The organism is Bartonella sp. AP88XZML, assembly GCF_042195565.1.
Lineage (GTDB): Bacteria > Pseudomonadota > Alphaproteobacteria > Rhizobiales > Rhizobiaceae > Bartonella.
On the sequence record NZ_JBHIOQ010000104.1, the window covers coordinates 103,602 to 118,432 of the forward strand.

15 protein-coding genes, 2 tRNA genes and 3 pseudogenes are annotated in these 14,831 nt (G+C 38.5%); 3 read left to right on the forward strand and 17 right to left on the reverse strand.

Annotated features, from left to right (window positions below):
- Positions 1–6: 6 nt before the first annotated feature.
- The 12 genes and pseudogenes from nuoK to ACFIK2_RS09605 form a co-directional block, all read right to left on the reverse strand.
- Positions 7–315 (reverse strand): NADH-quinone oxidoreductase subunit NuoK, encoded by a 309-nt coding sequence (nuoK, locus tag ACFIK2_RS09550; protein ID WP_273791275.1) that lies wholly within the window; start codon positions 313–315, stop codon positions 7–9.
- A 14-nt stretch (positions 316–329) separates the two neighbouring features.
- On the reverse strand, positions 330–950 hold the full coding sequence (locus tag ACFIK2_RS09555; RefSeq protein ID WP_375611880.1) for an NADH-quinone oxidoreductase subunit J: 621 nt from the start codon (positions 948–950) through the stop codon (positions 330–332).
- 94 nt (positions 951–1,044) lie between these two features.
- Positions 1,045–1,536: an NADH-quinone oxidoreductase subunit NuoI gene (gene nuoI, locus ACFIK2_RS09560; protein WP_375634047.1), complete on the reverse strand. Its 492-nt coding sequence runs from the start codon at positions 1,534–1,536 to the stop codon at positions 1,045–1,047.
- A gap of 14 nt (positions 1,537–1,550) precedes the next feature.
- Positions 1,551–2,597 (reverse strand): NADH-quinone oxidoreductase subunit NuoH, encoded by a 1,047-nt coding sequence (gene nuoH / locus ACFIK2_RS09565; protein ID WP_375618184.1) that lies wholly within the window; start codon positions 2,595–2,597, stop codon positions 1,551–1,553.
- Between the two features lie 22 nt (positions 2,598–2,619).
- Entirely contained in the window at positions 2,620–4,689 is a 2,070-nt protein-coding gene (nuoG, locus tag ACFIK2_RS09570) for an NADH-quinone oxidoreductase subunit NuoG (RefSeq protein WP_375634678.1), read from the reverse strand.
- Between the two features lie 68 nt (positions 4,690–4,757).
- Positions 4,758–6,062, reverse strand: coding sequence for an NADH-quinone oxidoreductase subunit NuoF (nuoF, locus tag ACFIK2_RS09575; RefSeq protein ID WP_375634679.1), 1,305 nt, complete (start codon positions 6,060–6,062; stop codon positions 4,758–4,760).
- A gap of 129 nt (positions 6,063–6,191) precedes the next feature.
- Positions 6,192–6,882 (reverse strand): annotated as a pseudogene (gene nuoE / locus ACFIK2_RS09580) (NADH-quinone oxidoreductase subunit NuoE).
- Complete coding sequence (locus ACFIK2_RS09585; RefSeq protein WP_375634680.1) at positions 6,882–8,072, reverse strand: NADH-quinone oxidoreductase subunit D; 1,191 nt, start codon at positions 8,070–8,072, stop codon at positions 6,882–6,884. The pseudogene nuoE and the gene ACFIK2_RS09585 overlap by 1 nt, the downstream one beginning before the upstream one ends.
- A gap of 120 nt (positions 8,073–8,192) precedes the next feature.
- Positions 8,193–8,807, reverse strand: coding sequence for an NADH-quinone oxidoreductase subunit C (locus tag ACFIK2_RS09590; RefSeq protein ID WP_375634042.1), 615 nt, complete (start codon positions 8,805–8,807; stop codon positions 8,193–8,195).
- Between the two features lie 14 nt (positions 8,808–8,821).
- A complete protein-coding gene (locus tag ACFIK2_RS09595) occupies positions 8,822–9,403 on the reverse strand; it encodes a NuoB/complex I 20 kDa subunit family protein (RefSeq protein WP_375634040.1) in 582 nt (193 codons plus the stop codon).
- Positions 9,394–9,759, reverse strand: coding sequence for an NADH-quinone oxidoreductase subunit A (locus ACFIK2_RS09600; RefSeq protein WP_005773599.1), 366 nt, complete (start codon positions 9,757–9,759; stop codon positions 9,394–9,396). Before ACFIK2_RS09600 ends, ACFIK2_RS09595 begins: the two co-directional genes overlap by 10 nt.
- Positions 9,760–10,053: 294 nt before the next feature.
- Positions 10,054–10,130: transfer RNA gene (locus ACFIK2_RS09605), tRNA-Asp, on the reverse strand.
- Positions 10,131–10,304: 174 nt separating this feature from the next.
- Here ACFIK2_RS09605 and ACFIK2_RS09610 point away from each other — a divergent pair.
- Positions 10,305–10,380, forward strand: a tRNA-Val gene (locus ACFIK2_RS09610).
- Positions 10,381–10,403: 23 nt separating this feature from the next.
- Here the strand turns inward: ACFIK2_RS09610 and ACFIK2_RS09615 are convergent.
- The 5 genes and pseudogenes from ACFIK2_RS09615 to ACFIK2_RS09635 form a co-directional block, all read right to left on the reverse strand.
- Positions 10,404–10,849: pseudogene (locus ACFIK2_RS09615) on the reverse strand (XRE family transcriptional regulator).
- Between the two features lie 49 nt (positions 10,850–10,898).
- On the reverse strand, positions 10,899–11,495 hold the full coding sequence (locus tag ACFIK2_RS09620; RefSeq protein ID WP_375634038.1) for an AAA family ATPase: 597 nt from the start codon (positions 11,493–11,495) through the stop codon (positions 10,899–10,901).
- A 44-nt stretch (positions 11,496–11,539) separates the two neighbouring features.
- Positions 11,540–11,956 carry a hypothetical protein gene (locus ACFIK2_RS09625; RefSeq protein WP_375634036.1) on the reverse strand — a complete coding sequence of 139 codons (417 nt, stop codon included), beginning with the start codon at positions 11,954–11,956 and terminating at the stop codon, positions 11,540–11,542.
- A gap of 99 nt (positions 11,957–12,055) precedes the next feature.
- A complete protein-coding gene (locus tag ACFIK2_RS09630) occupies positions 12,056–12,478 on the reverse strand; it encodes a hypothetical protein (protein WP_375634034.1) in 423 nt (140 codons plus the stop codon).
- Between the two features lie 11 nt (positions 12,479–12,489).
- On the reverse strand, positions 12,490–13,392 hold the full coding sequence (locus ACFIK2_RS09635) for an alanine-zipper protein (protein ID WP_375677225.1): 903 nt from the start codon (positions 13,390–13,392) through the stop codon (positions 12,490–12,492).
- Positions 13,393–13,597: 205 nt separating this feature from the next.
- Here ACFIK2_RS09635 and ACFIK2_RS09640 point away from each other — a divergent pair.
- Positions 13,598–14,163 (forward strand): annotated as a pseudogene (locus ACFIK2_RS09640) (hypothetical protein).
- Positions 14,164–14,237: 74 nt separating this feature from the next.
- On the forward strand, positions 14,238–14,831 hold a 594-nt coding region (locus ACFIK2_RS09645; protein WP_375677226.1), incomplete at its 3' end, for a recombinase RecT.

Genomic DNA, 14,831 nt, shown 5'->3' on the forward strand with positions numbered 1-14,831 from the left:
CACTGGTTAGCCTTTCATTACATTAACATCTTCAACCGCAATGGAACCACGATTACGGAAAAAAACGACCAGAATTGCTAAACCAATGGCAGCTTCAGCAGCTGCTACGGTTAAGACAAATAAAGCGAATACCTGACCAACGAGATCATGAAGAAATGCTGAAAATGCAACAAAATTGAGATTAACTGAAAGCAATATAAGCTCAATGGACATCAAGATAATAATCACATTTTTTCTGTTGAGAAAAATTCCAGCAATACCAATTGTAAACATTAAAGCAGAAACAGTGAGATAATGTGTAATATCAATATACATCTGCATAGCCCCCCTTACATACCTTTGCCTGATTCAACTTGTTTGATTTCAATGGCACTTTCTACCGTTCTAGAAACTTGCTCCGCAATAGATTGCCGCTTTACTCCTAATTTATGACGAAGTGTTAAAACAATAGCTCCAATCATTGCAACCAATAAAATCATTCCAGCAATTTGAAAATAGAAAACATAATCCGTATAGAGAATATCACCTAATGCTTGTGTATTTGTTCGCTGCGCTAAATCTGGCATTGGTTGCGTAACATGCGTTCTCAAGACTGGAGAAAAATAGCTACTCATAAAAACAACAATCAATTCTACAGCGATAATAACACCAATAAGAGCTCCAATAGGAGCATACCGAAGAGTTCCACTCTTTAACTCAGCAAAATCAACGTCAAGCATCATAACGACAAATAAAAATAAAACAGCGACAGCTCCAACATACACAACAAGCAGAATAAGCCCTAAAAACTCTGCTCCTGCAAGTAAAAACAAAGCTGCTGCATTAAAAAATGCGAGGATTAAAAACAAAACAGAATGCACTGGATTGCGTGCTGTAATAACAATAACTGCACTTGTTAGCATAATAAAAGCAAACAAATAGAAAAATGCCGCCGCTAGATCTGTTAGCATAGGCTTCTCCTTAATTATTCAAACAATTGGTATAAACTTCATACCAGATTACAATTTATCGGAAAAATATCCGACACCTCATTTAACGATACACTTAACGATAAGGCGCATCCATCAATATATTTCGAGCAATTTCTCGCTCCCATCGATCTCCATTCAATAAAAGTTTTTCTTTATCATAATAAAGTTCTTCACGTGTTTCCGTCGCAAACTCAAAATTTGGACCTTCGACAATAGCCTCAACCGGACAGGCTTCTTGACAAAAACCACAGTAAATACATTTAACCATGTCTATATCATAACGGATAGTTCTACGTGTACCATCATTGCGCCGTGGCCCAGCTTCAATTGTAATCGCTTGAGCAGGACAAATCGCTTCACATAATTTACAAGCAATACACCGTTCTTCACCATTTGGATAGCGACGCAATGCATGCTCACCGCGAAAACGCTGAGATACAAAACCTTTTTCATAAGGATAATTAATCGTGGGTTTTGGTGAAAAAAATTGACGCATAGCTAAGAAAAAAGCACTCACAAATTCCAATAGAAGAAGTGACTTTGCCGCCTGAATAAAACCTGACATCGTAACATCTCCTCTTAAACGAAATCCGTAAACTTTAAAAAAGCAGCAGTTATCACAACCATTGCTAGTGAGAGAGGAAGAAAAACCTTCCAACCAAGCCGCATAAGCTGATCATAGCGATAACGTGGAACAAATGCTTTGACCATAGCAAACCAAAAAAATACAAAACAGACTTTTAAAACAAACCAAATGATACCAGGAACCCAATTAAGCCACCAAACATCTAAAGGAGGCAGCCAACCGCCTAAAAATAGAATAGTTGTTAATGCGCACATTAAAACAATCGCAACATATTCACCAAGAAAAAAGAGCATGTAAGGCGTTGAAGAATATTCAACCATATGACCAGCAACAAGTTCAGATTCTGCTTCCACCAAATCGAATGGAGGACGGTTTGTCTCTGCGAGCGCAGAAATAAAAAATATAATAAACATTGGAAAAAGGACCAACCAATTCCAATCGAGAAAGCTGTTAAAAGGAAGACCAAGAGTTGTACCAATTCCAGAACTTTGTTTATGAACAATTGTTGTGAGATCCAACGAACCACTTATTAAAATGACAGTCACAAGCACAAAACCAATGGAAACTTCATAAGAAACCATTTGTGCCGCCGAACGAAGAGCTCCTAAGAAAGGATATTTTGAATTTGATGCCCATCCCCCCATAATAACACCATAAACTTCAAGAGATGAAATGGCTAAAATATAAAGCAAGCCAACATTAATCTTTGCAACCTCCCAACCCTCATTGACAGGAATAACAGCCCAAGTTGATAAAGCAAGTGTCGCTGAAACAAAAGGAGCTAAAAGAAAAACACCCTTATTTGCACCTGCAGGGATAATAGGCTCCTTAACAACAAATTTAATTAAATCTGCAAAAGACTGTAACAAACCCCATGGTCCAACAACGTTTGGTCCACGACGCAATTGTACCGCTGCCCAAATTTTTCTATCTGCATAAAGAAGATAAGCAACTAAGACCAAAAGAACGACCAAAAGAAGAAGTGTTTTTCCGATTATAATGAGTAATGGCAACAGCCAAGTCATAAAGAAATCATACATCATTATTCCTTTTCCTTTGCCCTTACTTTACTGTTTGTGTAGCATGGTTTTTTGCAAGAGATGAACATTCAGCCATAACAGCAGAAGCACGTGCTATCGGATTTGTTAAATAAAAATCTTTAACCATAGAAGTAAATGCTTGACTCTCGAGAGAAACCATTTTTGAACCAAGCGCCTTAAGACCACTTATATCAGAAGGCACTATATCATCAACAGCACAAAGGTGTGGATAATCGTTAAACAAGCATTGCCTTAATTGAGAGAGAGAATCAAAAGGGAGCTTTTGTCCTAAAATATCCGATAAAGCACGCAAAATAGCCCAATCTTCTTTTGCTTCACCTGGAGCAAAACCAGCCCGATTTGTCATTTGAACACGTCCTTCTGTATTCACATAAAGCCCTGATTTTTCAGTGTAAGCAGATGCAGGCAAAATAACGTCAGCAGCATGTGCACCATTATCACCATGGCTCCCAATATAAACTGTAAAAGCTTTTGTATTGGCTAATTCTAGTTCATCAGCACCAAGCAAAAATAGAACTTCACAGGTTTTAAGTATATTTGCAACCCCAAGCTTAGAAGTAAAGCCTATGTCCAACCCTCCAACAATTGATGCTGCATTATGAAGAACCCCAAACCCATTCCATGTCTCACTAAGAGCACCAATATTATCAGCTAATTTAGCAAGACTTTTTAAAACAGATAAACCTTCATTTCCTGAAACCGCTCCCTCTCCGATAAGAATAAGGGGCCTCTTCGCTTCTTTTAAGACATTAAAAAAAACATCCTCTCCACGAATAAGTGTCGTTAATGTATCACTCCCAGATCCAAGGTAAGAATAAGGATAACGTAAATCGACTTTCTCTCCAATTAATGCAATAGGAAAATTGCCCATCCGTTGGCGCTTTAAAATACGCGCATTTAAAACAGCTGCTTCATGACGTGGATTAGATCCCACAATAAGCAGTGCATCAGCCTGTTCAATACCTACAATTGTAGGATTAAAAATATAACTCGAGCGCCCAAACTCTGGCGATAAAGCCCCCCCTCTTTGACGACAATCAAAAAGCGTTGAGCCCAAAGAGCTCAATAATGCTTTAAGGGCATACATTTCTTCAACAGAAGCAAGATCCCCCGCAATGGCTCCAATTTTTTCTGGAAAAATTTTAGAGATTACCATTTTGATTTTTGCAAAAGCTTCTGTCCAACTGACAGGTTGAAGCTTTCCATCTTTGCGTACATATGGCTTATCAAGCCGCTGATTCCGTAATCCATCCCAAATAAAACGCGTTTTATCAGAGATCCATTCCTCATTTACATCTTCATTTGTACGCGGCATAATCCGCATAACTTCACGGCCGCGGCTATCAATACGGATAGCACTACCAAGCGCATCCATCACATCAATCGATTCCGTTTTTACCAATTCCCATGGACGGGCATGAAACGCATAAGGTTTTGAAGTTAAAGCTCCCACTGGACAAAGATCAATAACATTTCCCTGTAATTCAGATGTCATAGCTTTTTCAAGATACGTCGTAATTTCAGCATCTTCACCACGACCGATCAAACCAAGCTCAGAAATACCTGCAACTTCCGTTGTAAAACGAACACACCGTGTACAATGAATACATCGTGTCATAACAGTTTTGACAAGAGGTCCAATATATTTATCTTCTACAGCACGTTTATTTTCTGTATAACGAGAACAATCTCGTCCATAAAGCATTGCTTGATCTTGAAGATCACACTCTCCCCCTTGATCACACACTGGACAATCCAAAGGATGATTAATGAGAAGAAATTCCATAACACCTTCACGTGCTTTTTTTACCATCTCCGTATTGGTAAAAATCTCAGGTACCTCACCGTTAGTCCCTAATCGTAAATCACGAACCCCCATAGCACAAGAAGCCTGAGGTTTTGGAGGACCACCTTTAACCTCAACTAAACACATACGACAATTTCCAGCAATTGACAAAGATTCATGAAAACAAAAACGTGGAATTTCTACCCCAGCCGCCTCAGCAGCCTGAAGCAACGTGTAGTAATCAGGAACTTCAATCTCTTTGCCATCAACTTTGATATTTATCATCACCCATCCAACCTGCAGATAACCCACTTAAAATTTGCATTCGGTTGCTCTTAAAACAAAATCCTTTATTAAACCGCTTCTAAAGCAATATTTTTGCTTTGGACTACATTTCGCGTGTATTCATCAATTCTACGCTCGATTTCCGGACGAAAATTACGTATCAACCCCTGTACAGGCCATGCGGCAGCATCACCAAGCGCACAAATAGTGTGTCCTTCAACCTGTTTAGACACTTCAAACAAAAGATCAATCTCGCGTTTTTGCGCTCTTCCCTCAACCATACGCCCTAAAAGACGCATCATCCATCCCGTCCCCTCACGACACGGTGTACACTGACCACAACTCTCGTGCTTGAAAAAAGCAGCTATACGCCAAATTGCCTTGATAATATCGGTTGATTTATCCATAACAATCATTCCCCCTGTGCCAAAAGAAGACCCGACATCTCGCATCCCATCAAAATCCATGATCGCATCGATCATATCCTCACCACGAACGACTGGACAAGAAGCCCCCCCTGGAATAACTGCTAAAAGATTATTCCATCCACCACGAACACCACTCGTATGTTTTTCAATTAATTCACGGAATGAAACACCAAGAGCGTCTTCAAATGTACAAGGTGCATTAACATGCCCTGAAACCATAAATAATTTCGTTCCAACATTATTTGCTCGTCCGATTGATGAAAACCACGAAGCCCCCCGCCGCAAAATCGTTGGAACAACGGCAATAGACTCTACATTATTTACTGTTGTTGGACAGCCATAAATCCCCATATTGGCAGGAAATGGCGGTTTAAGCCGAGGTTGTCCCTTTTTCCCCTCAAGACTTTCAAGAAGAGCCGTTTCTTCACCACAAATATAAGCACCAGCTCCATGATGAATAACAATATCACAAGCATGCCCATATTTCGTTTTTTTACCAAGTAAACCCGCATCATAGCATTCATCAACGGCAGCTTGAAGCGCTTCACGTTCACGAATATATTCACCACGAATATAAATAAAAGCAACATTGGCTCCCATAGCAAAAGTAGCGATTGCACATCCTTCAATCAAAGTATGGGGGTCATGACGTAAAATATCACGGTCTTTACAAGTTCCAGGTTCAGATTCATCGGCATTGACAACCAAATAATGAGGACGCCCATCACTCTGCTTTGGCATAAAGGACCACTTCATTCCAGTAGGAAAACCAGCACCACCACGACCGCGTAAACCCGATGCCTTCACTTCATCAATGATCCAATCACGACCTTTGTCAATCATTTCTTTCAGACCATTCCAATGCCCACGCAACATCGCAGCCTTTAATGATTTGTCTTTTAAACCATAAATATTGGTGAAGATACGATCTTTATCAGCTAGCATACCCCACCTTTTTTTCTATTACCCATAGCATTTTCCGCTTTTCCTCAAATGCAATTTTTAAATATCTTTTCAAGACTTCTTACTTTTCGTTAAATGTTGCCATCATGGGTAGAATAATAAAATATTTTCTCAAGAAAAATACTTAATTATGTTCCCCATTCTTTCCTTATCCTTTTTTGGTGAAGACTTGAGAGATCTTTTTTTCTTTCTCATCATCAATAAGAGAAGTTAAACCACTAATCGGTTCCGACGATTTACGACTATTTTGCGGACCAACCGCTATCTCAGAACCCTTCCCTGCTTCAAATGCATCAATAATTTCTTCAAGGCGTTCAGCTGTAAGATCTTCATAAGTATCTTTAAAAATCATAACCATCGGAGCATTCACACAAGCACCAAGACACTCTACCTCTTCCCATGATAAGGTTCCATCCTGATTGGTCGCAAAAGGTTCATGATGAATTTTTTTCTGACAAACTTTAATCAATTCATCAGAACCACGTAACATACAAGGCGTTGTACCACAAACTTGAATATGCGCTTTTGTTCCAACAGGCTTAAGCTGAAACTGAGTATAAAAAGTCGCAACTTCTAAGACACGGATATAAGCCATGGAAAGAATCTGAGCAATATGCTCAATTGCAGCACGTGTCACCCAACCATCTTGCTCTTGAGCACGCATTAATAATGGAATTACAGCAGACTGCTGACGCCCTGCAGGATATTTTTTTATGGTATTTTTTACCCATATCTGATTTTCTTTTGTAAAAGAAAACTCCGCAGGCTGATAAACATCATCTGCAAGACGGCGTACGGACATTAGCGATCAACCTCCCCAAAAACAATATCAATCGAACCCAAAATAGCTGTAGCATCTGCTAACATATGACCTCTGGTTAAAAAATCCATAGCTTGGAGATGAGCAAACCCAGGAGCACGCAACTTGACACGATAAGGCTTATTGGTTCCATCAGAAACAAGATAAACACCAAACTCACCCTTCGGAGCTTCCACAGCAACATATACTTCTCCAGGAGGTGTATGAAAACCTTCCGTATAGAGTTTAAAGTGATGAATCAGTGCTTCCATCGAGCTTTTCATTTCACTCCGCGTCGGTGGTACAATTTTGCGATCCAAGCTCGAAACCGGTCCATTTTTTTCAGTACTCAGTAAACGCTCCACACATTGGTGCATAATTTTCGCTGATTGACGCATTTCTTCCATACGAATAAGATAGCGATCATAACAATCGCTATTTTTACCTATAGGAATATCGAATTCCATTTCATCGTAACATTCATAAGGCTGACTTTTACGCAAATCCCATGGAACACCAGCTCCACGAATCATAACCCCAGAAAAACCGCGTGCCCAAGCTTCATCAATACTTACAACGCCAATATCCACATTACGCTGCTTAAAAATCCGATTTGGGGTCACAAGCGCATCAAGTTTTCCGAGAGAAACAAGAAATGGATCAATAAAATCACCAATATCCTCAACTAAAGATTCTGGTAAATCTTGATGCACGCCACCAGGACGAAAATAATTTGCATGAAGACGAGCACCACAGGCACGCTCATAAAAAATCATCAATCTTTCACGTTGCTCAAATCCCCAAAGCGGTGGTGTTAAAGCACCAACATCCATTGCCTGTGTCGTTACATTAAGCAAATGATTAAGAATACGCCCAATTTCAGAAAACAAAACACGTATTAATTGCCCTCTTTTAGGAACTTTTATATCTAATAACTTTTCAATAGCAAGAACAAAAGCATGTTCCTGATTCATAGGAGCAACATAATCCAAACGATCTAAATAAGGACCAGCTTGGATATAAGTCTTTGTTTCCATTAATTTTTCAGTACCGCGATGCAACAACCCAATATGTGGATCTACACGCTCAACAACTTCACCGTCCAGCTCCAGAACCATGCGCAAAACCCCATGCGCGGCAGGGTGCTGCGGACCAAAATTGATATTAAAGTTTCGAACATTGACCTCAGCCACAATCAACCCCTTGCTTTTTAAAAAACTTCATATCAAATATCAAAAAATCTATCACGCTAAAAAATATTTAATTATTTAAGAAATACAGTACTCTAATATAATGCCTTATCAAAACCAATATTATTTTTTTTCATCTGCTTTCCCATCACATGGCAAAGTATACTGTCCTCCTCCTTCCCAAGGAGAAAGAAAATCAAAATTACGCATCTCTTGGCGAAAAACAACAGGCTCATAAATCACCCTCTTTGCTTCATTATCATAACGGCATTCAACAAATCCTGTCACAGGAAAGTCTTTGCGTAAAGGATATCCTTCAAACCCATAATCTGTTAAAATCCGCCTCAAATCCGGATGTCCTGAAAATAAAATCCCATACATATCATACGTTTCACGTTCATACCACTCTGCGCCAGGATAAACCGTGCAAGCTGAAGCAACAGGAGTATTTTCATCTGTACGAACTTTTACACGTAAGCGTAAATTCTCACGAGGAGATAACAATTGGTAAGAAACATCAAAGCGCTTATCGCGAGAAGGATAATCCACACCACTAATGTCTGTAAGATTAATAAATTGACAGCAAGAATCATCACGAACAAACATTAAAACATCGATAATTGCATCAAGACGTGCCACAATGGTCAATTCACCAAAAGCAAGAACAGTCTCTTCAAGCTTATTTTTTAATTTGTTTTCCAAATAAGCAGCAAGCTCAACCAATGTTTCATCCACCATGACAAGAAAACTCTCTATCGCTCTATGGATCCGGTACGACGGATTTTTTTCTGTAGCAACAATATGCCGTATAATAATGCCTCTGCTGTAGGTGGACACCCTGGGACATATATATCGACAGGCACGATACGATCACATCCCCGCACTACTGAATAGGAATAATGATAATATCCCCCACCGTTTGCACATGATCCCATAGAAATCACATAACGTGGCTCTGGCATCTGATCGTACACTTTTCTTAAAGCAGGAGCCATCTTATTTGTTAGAGTACCTGCCACCACCATCACATCTGACTGGCGGGGTGAAGCTCGTGGTGCATATCCAAAACGCTCATTATCATAATGAGGCATTGAACATTGCATCATTTCGATAGCACAACAAGCCAAACCAAAACTCATCCACATTAAAGAACCGGTACGTGCCCAAGTAATCAAAGCATCTGCCGAGGTAACTAAAAAACCCTTATCTGACAATTCAGCATTGATATCACGAAAAAACTCATCGTCAGATCCTATCAGCCCACCAGTATTTGGATCAATGATTCCTTTTGGTTTTGGAGCCTCAATCGTTGAATTATTAGATCTTAATTCCATTCAAGGGCTCCTTTTTTCCATTCATATATAAATCCAATAGTCAAAATCGCTAAAAACACAATCATCGACCAAAAGCCAAACATACCTATTGATTCGAATGAAACAGCCCAAGGAAAAAGAAATGCAACTTCAAGATCAAAAATAATAAATAAAATTGATACCAAATAGAAACGAATATCAAACTTCATGCGTGCATCACTAAATGAATTAAACCCACATTCATAAGCCGATAATTTTTCAGGATCGGGGGAACGATATGCTACAATATAAGGTGTAATCAACAAAACTCCAGCAATAACCGCTGACACAATAATGAAAATTAAGACTGGCAAATAAGAGCTCAATAAATAAGCCATAACCCTCTTCCATCGTAACGAAATGCCTGAGTTTAACACAATGATTCAATATTGCGTGACCAAACAGACAAATTTAACAATCGCTCTATTAACTCTATTCATACTGCTTCAAAGGCATACAGAGCGATACTTTTCTTATCGGCATAGGTAACGCAGAGCAAAGAAAGACGCAAGCCCTATTCTTATAAACCATATAAAAAGAAAGAAAATATTTATTCCCCAATCAAACACTCCACCACATTACTCATAGCATATGGATATTTTAAAAAGGAAATTTTATAAGGAATCACGAAATGGCGCGAGTGACGGGGCTCGAACCCGCGACCTCCGGCGTGACAGGCCAGCACTCTAACCAACTGAGCTACACCCGCGCATTTTTTTTCGAACCAATTTAATTGGGTACAAGCGGTCGTGTAAGGGGTTCATGCGTTTATGTCAAGAAGGATTATGCATTTTTAAAAAAAATTATCAAATCCTATCTTTATTCTTGCGTTTAGAAAAATTTTTCCTTAAAGAGTTTCCATTCAATTGCTGATCATTGCATTGGGCGATTAGCTCAGCTGGTAGAGCGCCTCGTTTACACCGAGGATGTCGGGAGTTCGAGTCTCTCATCGCCCACCATATAGCTTTATATTCCTATTCAGTTATTGATTCTTCATATATTTTTTAAAGATTAAGGGATGCCTAAATAAAGTTAGGGGAATATGGTTTTTACTCTTTCCTTTACAAAGCGCATTCTTTTTGCCAGCTTTCTCTAACAATTTTTTAATAGTTCTAAATCTTCTTGTGAAATAATGTTTATCAGTCTAGCAAACATATCAACAGCTTCACATCTAAATGTATCAGAAGACTTTATAGTGAAACTTTTACAACAAGAATCCGATTCTCTTTTCAAAATTTCTGCTACCTCTTGATCTAAATCATAGAGTTCAATGATCTTTTCTTCCATGCCAATAGGTAGAGATTTTTTGCTAATCTCTACAGAAGATAAAAATGATACAGATATGTCTAATTTCTTAGCCATATCTAAGAGACGTTCGGAGTGATCAATACGAAGTTTGCGTAAAGTTTTACAAAAGGGTGTTAGCATTTAAATAAAACTCGTAAGAGTATAAGCTTTACGGCATAAACTGAGAAAATTATCCACCAATAATATGTTTCACGCAATCAGCAATGTGATTTACTTTCTTTGCATTAGCAGCAACTCCATTAAATTTTTTTATAATCCAATCATCTCCTGTTCCAAGGTGTGTAATCCATGTTTTTTGAACAATAGGCTCAACAGCCCTCACAGTTTCTTCAGTAGATGTAGTTAATTCCAGAAATCTTTCACAAACAATTCGAGGCGCTTCAAAATCATTTGCTTCATTACGTACGGTAAACAAATTATCCAAATTATCGTCGTTAATAAGATAAGGGGAATGCGTCGAATAAATTACTTTATTGCCCTTTATGCTCGATAAAGTTTGTAAAGAGCTTAATATTTTTCTCTGTGGGTGAATATGTAAATTATTTGCTGGCTCATCCAATAAAAAAATTATTCCATTTTTGCTTCTATGCCTGCGAACTTCTGTAAGGACTTTAAAACAAAAAAAACAACTAAACCCTTTACTTCTCTCATGTAAATAAAAAAAGAGGTTATTTGCTTTAATTTGTAAACAATAATCTACAAAACCACTATTAGATTTTTCTATTATACAATCATCAAAAAGGCTCTTCCCTTCAGTAATATCCACCCAACCTTCCTTCACTACTGACTTCAAATAACCATTGATCAATCCTATACGCTGCTTAACAGCATCGTTGTCATCACAATCAACAATATCTTCCTGAAAACCAATACCAAGATTTTTTTCTTATTTTGTACTCGATTGGATGAGCCATAAACATACCGACATGCTTGGCTCGCATCTCCAAGGCAAGTATGGGGATTGTAAGTATTTGTGAACATGTTCCATGTTTCTTTCCACCAGTTACTGCCAGCAGGTATTGTCTCATAAGTATAGCCATTGCCGCTAATAATTCTGCTTACAAAGTCATATCTATTCCCATCAAAACCAATAGTGGTTTGTTTGCCATCACTCACATAACCTAACAGACCGGATGCAACTAAAACATTAGCCGCTGGTCCATGGAAATTGATCGTTGTATTGCCAGCTACATCATTTACACCTTCTTGTTTGAAAGAATTCATCATAATTAAAGCCTGTCAAACTGCCACAACTATGGGCATCAAAATGCAATCCTGTGTTACCATAGCGAGACATTAGATCTTTTGCTTCTTGTGTTGAATTGGTCAATCCCAAAAAAGTCTGCCTTCCAGAAGCTTCTGATAGCCCGCGACCAGAAGTTCTGAGATAGCAGAATTGGCTTCTGGGAACACAACAAAATAAAGCGGTGCATTTTTATCCTTCGCATATTGAACCGCATAAACAGCAGCTTCCTCTGGTGGAGTAAAGATGCCATTAAAGGAGACATGAACCTTGCCATCAGAACCTTTTTGTAAATTCTGTTGTTTTTCATCCGTTAAATAATGATATTGCAGCTGTGGGTTTCCATGACTGTCTCTTATAGGATTTCCATTTTCATCGGTTGCATAGATCACATTGCCATTTTCATCGTGATCCACGGTAGCTAGATGACAAGAAATTGATTTATAATGATAATTTACTGTTTTGTATGTTGATTGAGAGTCTCGAATAACGTAAGATTCTCTCATTTCAAACCTGCTTATCTTGAATCAATCAAAATCATTCCCTTGCACGTCAAAAGCGGGATGAATGTGTGGATCAAATTTGTATAAGAAAGGATTAAAAAATGGCTCTTATGAACCGTCGGATTGTCCGAAACATTAAAGCCGATCTCATTATTATTAGTGAGGGTTAGTATAAGATAAATATAATAATCCTTGCCTGCTTCAAGAGGTTTTGTAATAAGAAAACTCACACCCTTTGTAAGACGGTGCAAGGTGTACCTATTCCCATGCTCTCCACCATGATAACAGCGAAAAAATGCGCCGCTGTTGATTATAATACCTCTTCTTTTTTGCAAATCCGCTTCCCGAATTCTTTGTGGTTGAACAAAACGCACATTCTCTAAAAAATAAGTAGAAAAAGAATTTACACTACCTTCAAGAAAAGAAAGACTGTCACTGTTCCTCTGTGCCTTCTCTTGAACTTCTGTCAATGCACTTTTTTCTTCTTCCGCTAAAGCTTTTGCCTCAGAGGCGGCTGTATTCGCAGAATTTGTCGTTGCTGTAACCATGTCTAATGAACTCTTGACCTCTCCAAGCCCTTGCTTCGTCGTATCAGCTTCTTCTTTTGCTTGCTCCGCAACACTCTTCGCTTCTTCTGCTGTCGACTTCGCAGTCTCGGCTACTTCCTTGGCTTCTTCTGATAAACTTTTTGCACTCAAAGCGGTTTGGCTTGCATGATCACTCGTGGATTTTGCTTCATTGGCTATTGTTTCTAAGCCTTCTGCTTTAGATTTTGCATCGCTAGCCTCTCTTAGTGCTTGATCTACTTTCTCTGTTNAGGAAATGGAGGCTTTAACTTCATCACACGCATCCTTTGTCTGTTCTGAAAGAGCCTTTGCCTCTTCTGATGTGCTTACCGCTGTCTCTGATTGTGACAATGCATTGAATTATAATGATAATTCACTGTTTTGTATGTTGAATGAGAGTCTCGAATAACGTAGGATTCTCTCATTTCAAAGCTGTTTATCTTGAATCAATCAAAACCACTCATTTGCACATAACAAGTGGGATGAGTGTGTGGATCAAATTTGTATAAGAAAGGATTAATGACAATAGAAGAATCTCAACTGGAGAAAAGACCAGATGAAAAAATACGAGCTCACTGATGAAATAAAAGAATTTCATGATACAAGAACCGATAAAAGTAAAAAACTTTATCGCATACGTGCATTAAGAGATTTTAGAAATATTAAAAAAGGTTACTTAGGCGGCTATATACAAAAAGAAGACAACCTATCGCATGAAGGCGATTGTTGTGTTTGGCATAAAGCTATAGTTTATGGTGACGCTAAGATTTTCGGCAATGCACAAGTATTTGAACGCGCAAAAATTACAGGCAGGGCGCGTGTTTATGAAAATGCAAAAGTTTGCGGTGGAGCATATGTTGAATATGATGCGCAAATTTACGGCAATGCACAAATTTATGGTGAGGCTCGAGTTTTGGGCCATGTTTATGGCAATGCCCGTGTCTATGGAGATGCTTATATAAGTGATAAAGCACACATTTCCGGAAATATAAAAATTCTAGATGGAGTATATATTTTCGATAATGTAAATATTTCTGGTAATCTTGAAATTCGTGGACGCAATTCAATCATCTACGAAAGTGACTATTCAGCAAGGATATAAGCTACATAAGCCGTTTCTAACACCGAAAAACCAATTTTTAAACACCAGCGTGATTCACGCCACGGGTGAATTGCGCGCAATGTAGGAAATCAAGATGAAAAATTCTACTTTTTTAAACGAAATGGCAGAAAAATATGGATTTTCTGCTGAAGAATTTCGAGAAACAATCATAAAAACTTGTATTGGATATAAAAATGCTAGTGTCATCACTGATGCAGAATTTGCCGTTTTTCTTTTTGTTGCCAATACTTATGGACTTAACCCTTTAACAAAAGAAATCTATGCTCTCCCTAAAAAAGGCGGCGGCATCATACCCGTTGTTTCTATCGACGGTTGGATAAAGATCATCAAATCAAATCCTGACTTTGATGGCATGACCTTTCAAGATCAACTCAATGATGATGGGAATATCATTGCTATCAAATGTGCTATTCGTCTCAAAGGCATTAAAGACCCTATCGAAGTCACCGAATATCGCAAAGAATGCGAACAAGGCCACAGTGACCCTTGGAAAAAATACCCCGCACGTATGTTGCGTCATAAAGCCACTATACAATGTGCTCGTTACGCTTTCGGTCTTTCCGGTATTTATGAAGAAGATGAAGCTAAACGTATCAATGAAACAAACCATAACGTACAAACGAAGTTAGTTTCTTATGATGTGCTTACGCAAATCAAACAATTAATA

Excerpts from the sequence above, each read along its gene's own strand:
- ACFIK2_RS09625 (WP_375634036.1), bottom strand. The coding sequence starts at position 11,956 with ATGATGAATTCTTTCAAACAAGAAGGTGTAAATGATGTAGCTGGCAAT.
- ACFIK2_RS09600 (WP_005773599.1), bottom strand. The coding sequence starts at position 9,759 with ATGGCTTATTTATTGAGCTCTTATTTGCCAGTCTTAATTTTCATTATT.
- ACFIK2_RS09630 (WP_375634034.1), bottom strand. The coding sequence starts at position 12,478 with ATGAGAGAATCTTACGTTATTCGAGACTCTCAATCAACATACAAAACA.
- ACFIK2_RS09590 (WP_375634042.1), bottom strand. The coding sequence starts at position 8,807 with ATGGTGGATGAAACATTGGTTGAGCTTGCTGCTTATTTGGAAAACAAA.
- nuoG (WP_375634678.1), bottom strand. The coding sequence starts at position 4,689 with ATGATAAATATCAAAGTTGATGGCAAAGAGATTGAAGTTCCTGATTAC.
- ACFIK2_RS09595 (WP_375634040.1), bottom strand. The coding sequence starts at position 9,403 with ATGGAATTAAGATCTAATAATTCAACGATTGAGGCTCCAAAACCAAAA.
- nuoH (WP_375618184.1), bottom strand. The coding sequence starts at position 2,597 with ATGTATGATTTCTTTATGACTTGGCTGTTGCCATTACTCATTATAATC.
- nuoF (WP_375634679.1), bottom strand. The coding sequence starts at position 6,062 with ATGCTAGCTGATAAAGATCGTATCTTCACCAATATTTATGGTTTAAAA.
- nuoI (WP_375634047.1), bottom strand. The coding sequence starts at position 1,536 with ATGTCAGGTTTTATTCAGGCGGCAAAGTCACTTCTTCTATTGGAATTT.
- ACFIK2_RS09555 (WP_375611880.1), bottom strand. The coding sequence starts at position 950 with ATGCTAACAGATCTAGCGGCGGCATTTTTCTATTTGTTTGCTTTTATT.
- nuoK (WP_273791275.1), bottom strand. The coding sequence starts at position 315 with ATGTATATTGATATTACACATTATCTCACTGTTTCTGCTTTAATGTTT.